Raw genomic sequence first — 14589 nt, 5'->3', positions numbered from 1 at the left:
CCTGTCCCCGCAACCAAATCCGACACACAGAACCCGCCGCGCTTAACAGCGCGGCGGGTTCTGTGTTTATGGCTGTCTGTCGCATTGAAGCGCTCGTGACGCGGACACGCTCCGCGACCAGGCCTGCCCTCCGCGAGGGGAGGGGAGTCCGAGCACCGCGCCGCCCCGGGTTTGCGGTCTGTGCCGTCTGCATCACGCGCGTCGAAGCCCGTCGTCGACCAGCCTCATCGCGAGCGGCCGAACCGGTTCCCGGGCGCGGTCCCCGGGCCGCGACCTTGGCGGTGTTGGCCTCGCGGGCACCTGGCCTTAAGATGCGGTGGGGTACGTCGTGATACGGCGTAAGGGGGGAGCGGCAATGATCTCACAGGCAGGCGGCACGGCCGACCTCGATCGGAGCTGAAGAGCGCGGTTTGCGCGTCTCCGCTCCCTCTCATCGTCCAGGCCGACCGGTGATGCGTCGCGCATCGCCGCCGAGGCTGGCCGCCCTGGCCCTGGCCCTGCTGGTCGCCGCGGGGAGCCAACCCGCGCGCGCCTTCGACCTGTTCGGCCTGTTCGGCAGCGAGCCGGAGCCGCCGCCACCGAGCGCCACGGCGCTTCCGTACACGCTGCGGATCACCGGCACGGACGATTCCGACGTACTGCGAGCCCTGCAGGACACGTCCACCCTCTATCGCCTGCGGCAGGAGCCCCCGCCCGACGGCGAGGGCCTGCTGCGCCGGGCCGAGACCGACCGCGCCAAGCTCGCCGACGTCCTGTCGGGCTACGGCTACTATCAGGGAACGGTCACGATCCGGATCGACGGCGCGCCGGTGCCGGGCCAGGCGGCGTCGGCGGTCGGTGCCGCGGAGGCGTGGCGCAACCGCGGCCTCGTCCCGGTGCGGATCGCGGTCGATCTCGGGCCCCTCTACCAGTTGCGCCGGATCACCGTGCGCGATCTGGCGGGCAATCCGTTCCCGGACTCCGCGCTACCCGCGCGGGTCACCCGCGTCGACGACGACGTGCCCGCGCGCTCGGCGACGGTGCTGGCGCGGGAAGCGCAGATCGTCGACCAGTTCCGCGCGCAGGGCCATCCCTTCGCCAAGGTGGTCGCGCGCGACCCCGTGGTGGACGATGCCGCCCACGTCATGGACGTGACCTTCACGGTGGCGCCGGGCCCGGTGGCCGGACTCGGCCCGGTCACGGTCAGCGGTGCGCCGGGCATCGACCCGGCCACCATCCGCTCCTTCATCTACGCCGAGCCGGGCGACCCGTACTCGCCCCAGGCGGTGGCGGCGATCCGCCGGTCGGTGGCGCGGATCGAGGGGATCGGCGGCGTGCGGGTCCGCGAGGGCACGACCCTCGACGCCGACGGGAACCTGCCGCTGTTCGTCGCGGTCACCGAGCGCGAGCGCAACCTCGTGGGCGTCTCGGCGCGCTACTCCACCGTCGACGGGCCGGGCGTGCGGGCCTACTACGCCAACCGCAACCTGTTCGGTGGCGGCGAGTCCTTCCGGGTGGATGCCGACCTCTACTATCTGGGTCTCGGCAACGACCCGTTCGCCAACCAGCGCAAGCTCGCGGGGATCGGCACGAACGGCCTCGGCGGCCGCCTCTCTGCGACCTACGTCCAGCCGGCCCTTTGGGGGACGCGCAACGACTTTCTCGCGAACGCCTTCGTCACCCGCGAGGTGCAGCAGAGCTACCTCGTGGATGGCGGCGGCGTCTCGGGGGCGATCCGGCACCGGTTCTCGGACACGTTCTCGGCGCAGATCGGGCTCGACGCGCAGGCGGGCCGGTCGAAGGACGCCCTCGGCACGGTCAATTACCGGCTGATCGGCGTGCCAGCCTCGGTCACCTACGATTCCACCGACAGCCTCCTCGACCCGACCCGGGGCGTCCGGGCCATCGCGTCGCTGGCGGTCTATCCCGGCGCGATCTCCTCGCCCGGCATCGTCGTGGCCAAGGCGCAGGGCTCCACCTACTACGCCCTCGACGACGAGGCCCGCGTGATCCTCGCCGGCCGCGTCGGCTTCGGCTCGGTCTCGGGGGCGCCGCTTGGGGAGATCCCCGACAATTTCAGGTTCTTCGCGGGCGGCGGCGGCTCGGTGCGGGGCTACCCGTACCGGACCCTCGGGCCGATCGGTCCCTTCAACCTGCCGATCGGCGGCCGCAGCCTGCTGGAGGCCTCGCTCGAGGCACGCATCAAGGTCACCGACACGATCGGCGTGGTGCCGTTCTTCGACGCGGGCACCGCCTTCGCCTCGGCGACGCCGGATTTCGACGAGAAGATCCGCAAATCCGTGGGCATCGGCCTGCGCTACTACACCGGCATCGGGCCGATCCGCGCGGACGTCGCCTTCCCGCTCGACCCCTACAAGGGCGGACACGTGCGTCCCGCCGTCCTGTATCTCAGCCTGGGGCAGGCGTTCTGAATGGTGTTCCGAACCGGACTCACGCCGCGCACCGCGCGTCCGACCGCCCGTCCCGGCCAGTGGAGCCTGGCGCTCGTCCTGGTCTGCCTCGCCCTGCTGCCCTGGACCCTCGCGGCGACGCGCGCCGACGAGGGCGACAAGTCCGTCCTCGGCGGCCTCCTGTCCCGCGCCCTGTCGACGCCCTCGTCGCGGGTGGCGATCGGCGCCATCGACGGCGCCCTGTCCTCGGACGCGACCATCCGGGACGTGGCGATCAGCGACCGCGACGGCGTCTGGCTGAAGCTCGACCGGGCCCGCATCGTCTGGCGGCGGCTGGCCCTCCTGTCGGGACGGCTGGAGGTCGACAGCCTCGAGATCGGGCATCTCGACGTGCTGCGCCGCCCGATCCCCGGACCGCCGCCGCCCGAGGCCAAGCCCGACGGGCGGCTCCTGCCGGACCTGCCGGTCAAGGTCGAGATCAAGGGCTTCAAGCTGGCCGAGCTGACACTGGGCGAGGCGGTGGCCGGGCAGCCGGCGCGGCTGTCGGCGGAGGGCCGGGCGAAGCTCGGCGCCGCCAGCGAGGGGCTCGACCTGCAGGCGAGGGCGCAGCGCCTCGACGCGCCGGGCCGCTTCCTGCTGTCGCTGCTGTTCGTGCCGAACGGCGAGCGGCTGGAACTCAAGGCGAACCTGGTCGAGCCGGCGGGCGGCCTGCTCTCGAAGGCCGCCAACCTGCCCGGCACCCCGCCGATCGACTTCGCGCTCGACGGGACCGGGACACTGGATGCCTGGGGGGCCAAGCTCGACTTCACGGCCGGTCCCGACATCGGCGCTAGGGGCGGGGCGAAGATCTCCCGCATCGGGGCCGAGCGGCGCCTCGCCCTCGACCTCGCGGCCCGGATCGAGGGGCTGATGCCCGGTCCGGCGGCGGCGGTCTTCGCCGGCACCACCAAGCTCGACGGCGGCCTCGCCTTCGCGGATAGCGGCGCCTTCCGGATCGACCGGCTGGAGCTGACCTCCCGCACGGCGCGCCTGACGGCCGGCGGCAGCCTCACCCGCGACCGGGTCGCCGACCTGACGTTGCAGGCGCGCGCCCTGCCGACGGAGGGCGACGTCACCCGGGCCGGCGAGGCCGAGATCGGCAAGCTCGTCTTCGACGGCAGCCTCAAGGGACCGCTGGGGGCGCCCACCGTCCGGGGCCGTCTCGACGCGGCCGCCCTGCGCAGCCGCGATTCCAGCCTGGACCGGATCGAGGCCAGCCTCGGCATCGACCCGCAGGGCGAGCCGTCGGCGCAGCGTTTCGCCATCGCGGCGGACGGCCGGGTCGACGGGCTGAAGCTCGCCGACCCGGCCCTGCGCCGGGCGATCGGCAGCCGGGCCACCGTGACGCTCCGGGCCTCGGCCGGCGCCGACGGCGTTCTCGATATCGCGGCGCTCAACCTCGATTCCGACACGGCGCGGGCCGCCTATGCCGGCCGGGTCGGCCAGAACACCCTGACCGGCACCGTGGACGCGGCGCTGCCGGACCTCTCCGTCTTCTCGGGCCTCGCGGGCCAGGGTCTCGCGGGCAGCCTCGACGCCAAGGCGCGGCTCAGCGGCGACCCGGCGCGCAAGGCCGTCGCCGCCGACCTCGCCGTGACGACGAGCGGCGTCGTCACCGGGATCCGGGCGGCCGACCGCACCCTCGGCCGCGCGCCGAGCCTCCAGGGGCGCGTCTCCCAGACCTTCGACGGGTACGGCTTCGACCATCTGCGCCTGGAAGGCTCCGGCGTCACCGCGACCCTGCAGGGCGAGGCGACGGCGACCCGCGCGGACGTCACCGGCAGGATCGACCTCAAGAGCCTCGCGGATCTCGACGGGCGCCTCACCGGCAGGGCGGGCGTTGACGCGCGCCTGACCGGATCCCTCGAGCATCCGGACGTGACCGCGACCCTGACGGCGCCCTCCGCCACCGCGGCCGGCAAGCCGATCCGGGACCTGCGCGTCGAGGCGGTCCTGCGGGACGCGCTCCTCGCGCCGGACGGCACGGTCCGGCTCGGCGGCGATGTCGGCGGCAAGCCGCTGACCGGCGGCGCGCACCTCGCGCGCGCCGGCGGGGACTGGGTCCTCGACCGGCTCGGCCTCGATCTCGGCTCGGTCTCCGTCGCCGGCCAGGCGACGGTCGCGGCCGACACGTGGCTGTCGGCCGGCGCGCTCACCGTGCGGGCCGGCGACCTGACGGACATCGCGCCCCTGGTCCCGGAACCGGTCGCGGGCCGCCTCGACGCCGCACTGACCCTCGCCCGCGACGGCGGGCGCCAGGACGTGACCGTCCGCGCCACCGGGGCCGGTCTCCGCTACGGCGAGACCGCCCTCGCGCGGCTCGACGCGGACCTCTCGGGACGCGACCTGCGCGCCCACCCGGTCCTCGACGGGCGCGTCGAGGCCGACCGGCTCGTGGCCGCCGGCCAGCAGGTCGACACGATCCGGCTCCTCGCGAACGGCACGCCCGCCTTCAGCGACGTGAACCTCACCGCCCGGGCGCGCGGCTTCACGCTCGACGGTGCCGCGCGGGTCGTCCCGGCCGCGGACACGCGGATCGAGATCCAGCGCCTGTCGGCGGCCCGCGGCAACGACCGCTTCGCCCTCACCGGGCCGGCGGCGATCACCCTCCGGGACGGCGGCGCGGTGATCGACGGCCTGTCGATCGCGGCGGGCTCCGGCCGCGTCACGGTCGCGGGCCGCGCCGGGCGGGATCTCGACCTCAAGGTGGCGATCCGGTCGCTGCCCCTGTCGCTCGCCCGGATCGCCGCACCGAGCCTCGCCCTCTCGGGGACCCTGGACGGGGAGGCGGATCTCCGCGGCCCCGCGACGCGGCCGGAGGGGCGCTACGCGGTCAGCGTCGCCAAGCTCGTTGCCCCGCAGACGCGGCAGGCCGGCTTGCCGGCGATCGACGCGACCGCCAAGGGCACGCTGTCGGACGGGCAGGCGAGCCTGGACGGGCGGGTCACGGCCGGGCGCGGCGTCGCCCTGACGGTCTCCGGGTCGCTGCCCGTGGAGGCCGGGGGTCCGCTGGACCTGCGCGCGCGCGGGACGCTCGACGCCGCCCTCGCCAATTCCCTCCTGAGCGTCGGCGGCCAGAGCGTCACCGGCAAGATCGCCGTCGACGGCGGCGTCACCGGCACGCTCGCGGCGCCGCGGGCCCAGGGCGCGGCGGTGCTGAGCGGCGGGAGCTTCACCGATCCGCTGAACGGGCTCCGCTTCACCGGGATCGAGGGTCGCGTCACCGGCCGCGGCGACAGCGTCGTGGTCGAGCGCCTGACCGCGACCGCCCGCAACGGCGGTCAGGTCTCCGTCACCGGCCGCGTCTCCCTCGCGCCCGACTTCCCGGGCAATTTCCACGTCGTCGCCGACAAGGCCGAACTCGTCTCCAGCCCGCTGATGACGGCCGTGTCGAGCGTCGACATCACGCTGGCGGGGCCGCTGGCGCGGACGCCGCGGATCGCCGGCCGGGTGAACGTCGTGTCGATCGACGTCGCGGTTCCGGACCGGCTGCCGGCCACCATCCGGCCGCTGCCGGGCGTCCGCCACGTCAACACGCCGCCGGCCCTGAAGGCGCGTCTGGCGCAGCGGGCGGAGCGGAAGGCCGCGACCCGGTCCGGGCGACGGGGCGGGAAGCCGGCCGTCCCGTTCGACGCCACCCTCGACGTGACGATCGACGCGCCGAGCCGCATCTTCGTGCGCGGGCGCGGCATCGACGCGGAACTCGGCGGTGCGCTGCGCGTGACCGGCACCTCGGCGTCGCCCAACGCCAACGGCGCGTTCTCCCTACGGCGCGGACAGTTCGAGCTCGTCGGCCAGCGCCTGGATTTCAGCCGCGGCCGGCTGACCTTCGCCGGCAGCCTGACCACGCCGGAGCTCGATTTCGTCGCCGAGACCAAGGCTACCGACGTGACCGCCCGCATCGCGGTCTCGGGCTTCGCGGACGCGCCGCAATTCTCCCTGACCTCGGATCCGGTCCTGCCGCAGGACGAGATCCTGTCGCGGATCCTCTTCAAGAAGGCGTCGGCCGGCCTGTCGCCGTTCCAGGCGCTGCAGCTCGCCCAGGCCGTCGCCCAGCTCTCGGGTGGCGCCGCCGGTCCGGACGTGTTCGAGCAGGCGCGCAAGAGCCTCGGCCTCGACAGCCTCGACGTCTCCACCGGCGCGAGCGGCGGGCCGGCGATCGGCGCCTCGCGCTACATCTCGGATCGGGTCAGCGTCGGCGTGAAGGCCGGGGCGAAGCCCGCCGACACCGCCGTCGGGGTCGACTTCGACGTCACCCGCCGGATCAAGCTGAAGGGCGAGGCCGGGACCGACGGCCGCACCAGCCTCGGCGTCGGCGCCGAGTACGAGTGGTAGCCGGCACGGTCACACAGCCGCCCGTTCCACCGCGCCCGCGGGGCTGCGGGATCGACACGCCCGGTCAATGGTTTAGGTTCGGGACGAGCGGCCGCCAGGGCCGCCGATCGGGCGGGAAACACCACGGGCGATGGACGAGCTTTTCGAGACCGATGACGATCCGCCGGTTCCGGAGGGCGGCCTTATCCGCAAGCTCCCGATCATCAACAGGCGGGGCCTCCACGCCCGCGCCTCCGCGAAGTTCGTGCAGACCGTGGAGCGCTACGACGCCGCCGTGACGGTCACCCGGGCCGGCGAGACGGTCGGCGGGCGCTCGATCATGGGCCTGCTGACGCTCGGCGCCGCCATGGGCACACGCATCGCCGTCACCGCCGTCGGCCCGGACGCGGAGGGCTGCCTCGACGCCATCGAGGCCCTGCTGGCCAACCGCTTCGGCGAGGACGAGTAGCGTCTAGGCCGTCGCCTTGCCCGGCCACGCGCACAGGTCGGAGACCGGGCACCGGGGGCAGGCGGGCTTCCGGGCCGTGCAGGTGTCGCGCCCGTGCCGGAACAGCCAGACATGGGCGTTGTCCTTGAACGCGTCCGGCACGATTCGGGCGAGGCCGTCGGCCACCGCGTCGACCGTCGCGCCCGGGGCGAGGGGGATCCGGTTCGCGATCCGGAAGATGTGGGTGTCGACCGCGATCACCGGCTCGTGGAAGGCGAAGTTCGCCGTGACCTCGGCGCTCTTCCGGCCGATCCCCGGCAGGCGGCGCATCTCCGCGGCGCTGCGCGGGACGGCGCCGCCGTGCTCCGCGAGCAGGACCGCCGACAGCCTGACGATGTTGCGCGCCTTGGAGGGCCCGAGCCCGACCGGCCGGACGATCTCGGTGATCCGGGCCTCCCCCAGGGCCGCCATGGCGGCGGGATCGCGGGCCTCGGCGAACAGCGCGTCCGCGATCCGCGAGACGGTCGGGCCGGTGGACTGGGCCGAGAGCAGCACGGTCACGAGCAGGCGGAACGGGTCGGTGCGGTCGAATCCGGCCTTCGGATCCGGGTCCCGCTCGGCGAGGCGCGCGAGGATGGCGGCCACCCGGTCGGCCTCGCCCGCCCCGCGCGAGCGCGGCACCGTCCGTGCGGCCGCCTTCCGGCGCGGAGCGGGTCGAACGCCGTGGGGCAGGTCGCGGGTCATGTCGGCCAGCTAGGGTTCGCCGCCCCCGTCGACAGGCGCCCCGGACGCGGCGGATTGACCGCTCACCGGCCACTCAGGCCCGGGCGCGGCGCCAGGGCACCGCGTTGGCGCCGGCGCACAGGTGGAGCGTCCCGGCGACCACCGCGCCGGCCCGACGGCGGAACTCGACCCGCAGCGCGCCGCGGCGGGCGAACAGCCGGGTGACCACACGCACCAGCGACGCCTCGGCCGGGTCGGCGATGATCGGCCGCGCGGCCGTGCGGGCGTCGAGGGCGAGGAAGGTCTCGACGGCGTCGCGGACCGCTTCCGGCTCGGTGACGGCGAGCATCTCGGTCTCCGCGGGCTCCCAGCCCTCGGGACGCACGCCGAGCAGTTTCCCGGCCGGGATCGGCCGGGAACGCGCCGGGCGGCTGGCCGCCAGGACGGGGCGCCGCGGCTCCGGATCCGGGGCGGGTGCGGACTGGCCGACGAGTCGGAGCGGGCGGCGCAGCGCCCCGAGCCGCTCCCGCAGCGCCCGGTCGACGGCCTCCGCGGCCGCGCGCTCCACGAGGGCGGCCGCGTCGGGCTCGGCGGGCTGCCAGGGCCGGGCGCGGCGGCCCCAGACCGGATGCGGCATCGCCAGCGGGACCACGCCGCGCAGGGTCTCGTGGCCGTCGCGCGCGTCCCGGCTCCAGGCGAGGGCGACGGCCACGGGACGACCGGCCGGGCAGTGCTGGGCGAGCGGGAGGAGGTGGTCCGGGTCGCGCAGCGGGTCGGTCACCGCGTTGCGCACGAGCATGGCCCGCCACGCGGCGACGGAGGCCGCGTCGACGGCACCGGGTCGCCGCAGATCGACCCGCCAGGTCCCGGTCTCGGCGCCGTCCTCGGCGCCGTCCTCGGCACCGGCTCCGGCTTCCGGATCCGCCGCGCGGTCCGGCCGCTCGGTGAGCCCGCCCTGTATCACGGTGAAGCGTCGCGCCATCCGCGTGTCCTGCCTCTCGACGACCCGTCCCGATCCGGGACGATCCGGCGCCTCCGGGGCGCCCTTCGCGTCGAGGGCTTCAAGGACGGTGCCGACCGCCGGCGTCAGGGGCCGGGGATCGCCAGGGGATTGTCGAAGAGGGCGGCGGCATCCGGCGCGTCGACCCGGGGGCGGCCGAGGAAGGCGTCCCAGAGCTGGCGCACGAAGGCCGGATCGAGGTCGCGCAGGATCAGGACGAGGCGCGAGGTGTGGTCGGGATCCGGCCAGGCCGGGAGGGTGACCGGCGCGTGGAACACGTGCTGGACGCCGTGGACGACGAGGGGACGCTCGGGATCGTCGGCGAGGGCGACGAGGCCCTTGAGCCGGAGCAGCTTCGGCCCGTGGCCGGAGCGCAGGAGATCCATGAACATCTCGAAGGCGGGGCGCGGCACGGGCGCCGCGCTGGTCAGGCAGATCGCCCGGATCGACGCGTCGTGGTGGTTCACGTCGGCGTGGCGGTGATGCGCCTGCTCCAGGGCCGCGTCGCCGAGCCACGCGCGCACGTCGGCGGTCTTGCCGTCGAGGCCGAACAGGCCGCCGAGGAGCGTGTCCGCGGGGGCGTCGGGCGCGACGATCGGGGCGGCCGGGTTGAGCGCCGCGAGGCGCGCGCGGATCCCCGAGAGGTCGCCCGCGAGGTCGGCCTTGGTCAGCACGATCCGGTCGGCGACCGCGGCCTGCCGCAGGGCTTCCGGATGGGCGTCGAGGGTCGCGGCGCCGGTAGCCGCGTCCACCACCGTCACCACGGCCTGGAGACGGTACCGCAGCACCAGATAGGGATGGTAGATCAGCGCGTGCAGGATCGGCGCCGGATCGGCGAGGCCCGTCGTCTCGATCACGACCCGGCGGAACGGCCGGATCCGGCCGTTGTCGCGCTTGCGCAGCAGATCCTCGAGGGTGGCGATCAGGTCGCCCCGCACCGTGCAGCACAGGCAGCCGGCGCCGAGCAGGATCATGTCCTCGTCGACGGTCTCGATCAGCAGGTGGTCCAGGCCGATCTCGCCGAACTCGTTGACGATCACCACCGTGTCGGCGAGCGCGGGATCGCGCAGCAGCCGGTTCAGCAGGGTGGTCTTCCCGGCTCCGAGGAAGCCGGTGAGCACGGTCAGCGGGATGGGCTCCGGGCGGCGCGGGTCCGGAGCGGGGGCGGAAGACTCTGACAGAGGCGGCGACATGGGCGACGAAGTGGGGTGTGGCGACCTCCGCGGCAACGCGGCGGCCGCACGGACACCCGCGCGGACCTACTCGTCGGCCGCCGCCTTCTTGGCGGCCGGCTTCCTGGCCGGGGCCTTGGCCGCCGCCTTGTGGGACGTCGTATCGGCCTTGGCGGGCGCCGCCTTGTGGGCGGCCGCCTTCGGAGCCGGCTTGGTCAGGCCCTTCCCGGGCTTGGCCTCCGGCATCCCGGGCGTGACGTCCGACGTGTAGGCGCTGGCGTTCCGCGGCACGCCGTGGCCCGGCTTCGCGGCGACCTTGGGAGCGGATTTGGCGGCCGCCTTCGCGGCCTCGGCCCGCTCCAGGCGCGCCGCGCGCGCCTGCTTGGCCGCCTCGAGGGCCGCCGCGCGCTTGGCCTTGGCGGCCTCGAGCTTGGCGGCGCGGGTGTTGGCGGCGGCGGCCTTCTGCTCGGCCTCCTGCGCCTCGAGGATCTGCTGGCCCTCGGCCGGGTTGCGACCGACCCAGACGGCGATCGGCTGGAGCGGCGCCCGCGGCGGCAGGGACCGCGCCCGGAGGGCCGGGTTGGAGAACGCGGCGAGCGCCAGCGCCGGCGAGTTCGCCGCCGAGCCGCCGATCAGCTGCGCGGCCGAACCGGGGGCGCTCAGCGCGCCGGGACCGTCCTCGATGGCCGGGGGCTTCTTGCCGCCGCACACGAAGGGACGCATGTCCGGCGGCGCCGGGATCGCGGAGGCCGGCAGCGCGTCGAGGGTCGGGCTGGTCCAGCCGGCGCTCTGGCCGAAGGCGTAGTCGAACAGGTCGGCGGTCTTCACGTCGCGCTCGCGCGGGGTCGGCTGCCCCATCACGATGGTGACGATCCGCCGGCCGTTGCGCGTGGCGGTCGCCACGACGTTGAAGCCGCCCGAGCAGATGAAGCCGGTCTTCATCCCGTCCGTGCCGGGATAGCGCCCGAGCAGCCCGTTGTGGTTCGCCATCACGGCGCGGCCGAACTGGATCGCCGAGATCGAGAACAGGTCGTGGGAATCCGGGAAGTCGCGGATCAGCGCCCGGGCGAGGACCGCCATGTCGCGGGCGGAGGTCCACTGGCGCGGGTCGGGCAGGCCGTTCGGGTTGAACCAGCGGCTGTCGTGCATGCCGATCCGCTGCGCGGTCTCGTTCATCAGCGCGGCGAAGTTCTCGACGGATCCCCCGAGCGACTCGCCGATCGCGTAGGCGACGTCGTTCGCCGACTTGACCATGATGATCTTCAGGGCGTTGTCGAGGGTGAGCTGCGTGCCCGGCTTGAAGCCCATCTTCGACGGCGGCTCCGCGGCGGCAGCGGCCGAGATGGTGATCATCGAGTCGAGCGAGACCTTGCCCTGCCGGACGAGGTCCAGAGCGACGTAGGTCGTCATCAGCTTCGTGATCGAGGCCGGGTACCAGGGATCGGTCGGCGCCTGCGCGTAGATGACCTTGCCGGAATCCACGTCGGCCACGAGGATCGGCACCGTCACGGCGTTCGCGGCGCCGATCCCGACGAGACCCGCCCCGAGCAGACCCGTCAGCGCCGCAAGCCCGACGGTGAGGCGTCGGTAGAGAGAAGAGGACATTCGAGCCCGACTCGTCAGAGGATCGCCTGGATCGACGCCCTGGGGGCGTCGGATTTCCGGCCGGCCAGCCGGAGAGCGGCGCAGCCCGGTCGGCCGAAGGCGGTCGCCGGACTGCATCTCGGCATGAACGAGCCTACCGTGGCAAGAGCAAGGCGAGATCACATCGCGGGTCTGCACGGCGCGGTTGTCGGTGGCCCGCGCGGGCGGCACGGCTTATGTGCAGACCGGGCGCGCAAGCCGGATCGCGCGCGACGGTGACTGGGACGGTTGTGGCTTACGCGGTCAAGGAGATCTTCCACACGCTCCAGGGCGAGGGCGCGCAGGCGGGCCGTGCCGCCGTGTTCTGCCGGTTCGCCGGATGCAACCTCTGGTCTGGGCGCGAGGCCGATCGCGCCGCCGCGGCCTGCCGGTTCTGCGACACCGATTTCGTCGGGATGGACGGGGAGGGCGGCGGGCGCTTCGCGGACGCGGCCTCCCTCGCCGACGCGATCGCCGCCACCTGGGCGGGCGGCACCGCGAACCGCTACGTTGTCTTCACCGGCGGCGAGCCGCTGCTCCAGCTCGACACGCCGCTGATCGAGGCCGTCCACGCGGCCGGGTTCGAGATCGCCATCGAGACCAACGGCACGCTGCCGGCGCCCCCGGGGATCGATTGGATCTGTGTCAGCCCCAAGGGGAGCAACGCTCTCGCACAGGTCTCAGGCCACGAGCTGAAGCTCGTCTACCCGCAGGCGGACAACGATCCCGCGGCCTTCGTGGATCTCGCCTTCCAGCACCGCTTCCTCCAGCCCATGGACGGCCCCGACCGGGTCGCCAGCACCGAGGCGGCGATCGCCTATTGCCGCCGGGACGCCCGCTGGCGGCTCTCTCTGCAGACCCACAAGATGATCGGCATTCCCTGAGAGGCCTGGATTTGGTCCCGGGATTGGGTTCGGACGAAGTGATCGCCAAGCCGGTGCCGCACGAGGCGCCGGTCCCCTCTCCCGTGCGGGAGAGGGACAGGGTGAGGGATCAGGGCCATCCGGACGAGTCGCGGCCTGTCGGCAACCCGAGAGCGCGCCTGATCCTGAAGCTTCTCGTCCCTCACCCCGACCCTCTCCCGCACGGGAGAGGGGGTTACGGCGCGGTTGTCTCGACCGGGATCGCCGTCTCTCCGAACCGTCAGGACGCGATCGGGGACGGCACTACCTGACGATAGCCCCCCGCTGAGCGCGCGCCGCGCGGATCGCCGAGCGCGCGAACCGTCCGCCCGCGCGCGGCGGATCGGGATCCTGGCCGTCCAGCACAGCGCGGCGCAGGGCCACTAACGCGGGATCGCCCCATCGGTCGAGGACGCGTCCGAACGCGGCTTGGCGCCCGGCATCGAACGGGACCGGTCGCCCGGCCCCGTCCCGCGCGGGATGGGCTGGATGCAGCGTCCCGCAGGGTATCCAACCCGGCGGGATCGGCGCGGTGGCCGCGTGCGTGCGTGCGAGTCGCAGGAGTTGCGGCAGCAGGTGGCACCGCGGCCCGGGCCCCGCGGCCGCCCGATCGGCCTCCGACGCGAAGACCTCGACACGACCGATGCGGGTGATGACGATCTGGTCCAGGCCCGAGATGACAGCGGACGGCATCGCCGCGGCGCCGGCGGCGAGGAGCGGACGGCCCGCCAGCGCCCGCAAGCGGGCGATCCGCGCGGGGTCGGCGGTCCGGATGCAGGCATCCGCGGCGCGCAGACCGAGGTCGAGATCGAACAGGCGCGCGGCGCGGTCCTCCGGCCGGATTGCCGCCTCGTCGGGACCCAGTTCGGTCAGAACGGTGCGCCGGCCCATCGCGCAGGCGGCCTCGGGAAGGCAGAGCGCGACCGTCTGGCTCCAGCCGTCGGCGAAGCCGGTCTCGTAGGCGAACGGCCTGAGATCCGGATGCGCCCGGACCGCGAGCGCGCCGCGGGCCGTGCGGAGCCCGATCGCGTCGTCCTCGAGGGGCCGTGCCGGCTCGTCGGGTTCCCGCGCGAACACGGCGGCGGCTCCGTAGCCGCCGAGGCTCCACGTGCAGGCCGGATCGGCCAGCTGGGCACGCAGCAGGCCGCCCACCGCGGGTCCGGCTCCGCCCGTCATCGGCTCCCCTCGTGCACGCCACCGCAGCCCGCACGCCTTGACACGGACGGCGAATGACCGGAAGTCGCGGTGCATCACCGAGGTTGTGGTCGGCGAGGCGGGCGCGCGACCCGGAACGACCGACGCGGAGACGTCCGCTGGACCTCGCGACGGGATCCGCAAGAAGGGCGCTGGCATGGACGTCATCGAGACCGAGATCCCGGACGTGAAGCGCATCGTCCTGAAGCGCTTCGGCGACGCGCGGGGCTGGTTCTCGGAGACCTTCCGGGCCGACACCCTGGCGCGGGCTGGCATCACCACGCCGTTCGTGCAGGACAACCAGTCCTTCTCGGCCCCGCAGGGGACGGTCCGCGGCCTGCACTTCCAGATCGCCCCCCGCGCGCAGGCCAAGCTGATCCGCGTGCTGCAGGGCGCGATCCTCGACGTCGCGGTCGACATCCGCAGCGACTCGCCGACCTACGGGAAGTACGTCGCCGTCACGCTCGACGCCGAGAACGGCGAGCAGCTCTACATCCCGCACGGCTTCGCGCACGGCTTCTGCACCCTGACCCCCGACGTCATGGTCGCCTACAAGGTCGACGACTACTACAGCCCCGAGCACGACCGGGCGCTGTTCTGGAACGATCCGGCGATCGGGATCCCGTGGCCGGTCTCCGGCGAGGCGGCGATCCTGTCCGACAAGGATCGCCGGGCGCCGAAGCTCGCCGATCTCGGCCGCGTCTTCTGAAGAGCGCGGCCCGGCCGCAATTTTGTCACGACGGCCGGTCTTAGGCTGCCCCGGCTTTCTCAGTTCTCGATCGAT

Annotated in this window: 10 protein-coding genes; 5 read left to right on the top strand and 5 right to left on the bottom strand. The window is 74.1% G+C overall.

The features are described 5' to 3' along the window. The first annotated feature begins 452 nt into the window (after positions 1-452). The 3 genes from ACLBYG_RS16540 (at position 453) to ACLBYG_RS16530 (ending at position 7212) form a co-directional block, all read left to right on the top strand. Entirely contained in the window at positions 453-2411 is a 1959-nt protein-coding gene (locus ACLBYG_RS16540; RefSeq protein WP_447682109.1) for an autotransporter assembly complex protein TamA, read from the top strand. After that, entirely contained in the window at positions 2412-6764 is a 4353-nt protein-coding gene (locus tag ACLBYG_RS16535) for a translocation/assembly module TamB domain-containing protein (protein ID WP_447682108.1), read from the top strand. It begins immediately after the preceding gene. A 130-nt stretch (positions 6765-6894) separates the two neighbouring features. Further along, positions 6895-7212 (top strand): HPr family phosphocarrier protein, encoded by a 318-nt coding sequence (locus ACLBYG_RS16530; protein WP_447682107.1) that lies wholly within the window; start codon positions 6895-6897, stop codon positions 7210-7212. A gap of 3 nt (positions 7213-7215) precedes the next feature. Here the strand turns inward: ACLBYG_RS16530 and ACLBYG_RS16525 are convergent, their stop codons facing one another. From ACLBYG_RS16525 to ACLBYG_RS16510, 4 genes are all read right to left on the bottom strand, one after another. After that, positions 7216-7935 carry an endonuclease III domain-containing protein gene (locus ACLBYG_RS16525; RefSeq protein ID WP_447682106.1) on the bottom strand — a complete coding sequence of 240 codons (720 nt, stop codon included), beginning with the start codon at positions 7933-7935 and terminating at the stop codon, positions 7216-7218. A 73-nt stretch (positions 7936-8008) separates the two neighbouring features. Beyond that, the gene (locus tag ACLBYG_RS16520) at positions 8009-8896 is read right to left on the bottom strand and encodes a hypothetical protein (RefSeq protein ID WP_447682105.1); all 888 of its coding nucleotides are present in this window, start codon (positions 8894-8896) and stop codon (positions 8009-8011) included. A 104-nt stretch (positions 8897-9000) separates the two neighbouring features. Continuing rightward, positions 9001-10107: a CobW family GTP-binding protein gene (locus tag ACLBYG_RS16515; protein ID WP_447682104.1), complete on the bottom strand. Its 1107-nt coding sequence runs from the start codon at positions 10105-10107 to the stop codon at positions 9001-9003. A 66-nt stretch (positions 10108-10173) separates the two neighbouring features. Then, a complete protein-coding gene (locus ACLBYG_RS16510) occupies positions 10174-11691 on the bottom strand; it encodes a D-alanyl-D-alanine carboxypeptidase family protein (protein ID WP_447682103.1) in 1518 nt (505 codons plus the stop codon). Positions 11692-11960: 269 nt separating this feature from the next. Between ACLBYG_RS16510 and queE the strand changes: the two genes are divergently transcribed. Further along, positions 11961-12593, top strand: a complete 633-nt coding sequence (queE, locus tag ACLBYG_RS16505) for a 7-carboxy-7-deazaguanine synthase (RefSeq protein WP_447682113.1) — start codon at positions 11961-11963, stop codon at positions 12591-12593. Between the two features lie 282 nt (positions 12594-12875). Here the strand turns inward: queE and ACLBYG_RS16500 are convergent, their stop codons facing one another. Continuing rightward, positions 12876-13787 (bottom strand): DUF6925 family protein, encoded by a 912-nt coding sequence (locus ACLBYG_RS16500; RefSeq protein ID WP_447682102.1) that lies wholly within the window; start codon positions 13785-13787, stop codon positions 12876-12878. Positions 13788-13962: 175 nt separating this feature from the next. On the opposite strand from ACLBYG_RS16500, the gene rfbC reads away from it, so the two are divergent. Beyond that, positions 13963-14514, top strand: a complete 552-nt coding sequence (rfbC, locus tag ACLBYG_RS16495) for a dTDP-4-dehydrorhamnose 3,5-epimerase (RefSeq protein ID WP_020094104.1) — start codon at positions 13963-13965, stop codon at positions 14512-14514. Positions 14515-14589: the final 75 nt, after the last annotated feature.

Source organism: Methylobacterium sp. D53M, assembly GCF_053345625.1.
Note: the sequence above shows the minus strand (reverse complement) of the source record. Positions and strands in the feature narration are given on the sequence as shown.

Excerpts from the sequence above, each read along its gene's own strand:
- ACLBYG_RS16540 (WP_447682109.1), top strand. The coding sequence starts at position 453 with ATGCGTCGCGCATCGCCGCCGAGGCTGGCCGCCCTGGCCCTGGCCCTG.
- ACLBYG_RS16535 (WP_447682108.1), top strand. The coding sequence starts at position 2,412 with ATGGTGTTCCGAACCGGACTCACGCCGCGCACCGCGCGTCCGACCGCC.
- ACLBYG_RS16530 (WP_447682107.1), top strand. The coding sequence starts at position 6,895 with ATGGACGAGCTTTTCGAGACCGATGACGATCCGCCGGTTCCGGAGGGC.
- ACLBYG_RS16525 (WP_447682106.1), bottom strand. The coding sequence starts at position 7,935 with ATGACCCGCGACCTGCCCCACGGCGTTCGACCCGCTCCGCGCCGGAAG.
- ACLBYG_RS16520 (WP_447682105.1), bottom strand. The coding sequence starts at position 8,896 with ATGGCGCGACGCTTCACCGTGATACAGGGCGGGCTCACCGAGCGGCCG.
- ACLBYG_RS16515 (WP_447682104.1), bottom strand. The coding sequence starts at position 10,107 with ATGTCGCCGCCTCTGTCAGAGTCTTCCGCCCCCGCTCCGGACCCGCGC.
- ACLBYG_RS16510 (WP_447682103.1), bottom strand. The coding sequence starts at position 11,691 with ATGTCCTCTTCTCTCTACCGACGCCTCACCGTCGGGCTTGCGGCGCTG.
- ACLBYG_RS16500 (WP_447682102.1), bottom strand. The coding sequence starts at position 13,787 with ATGACGGGCGGAGCCGGACCCGCGGTGGGCGGCCTGCTGCGTGCCCAG.
- rfbC (WP_020094104.1), top strand. The coding sequence starts at position 13,963 with ATGGACGTCATCGAGACCGAGATCCCGGACGTGAAGCGCATCGTCCTG.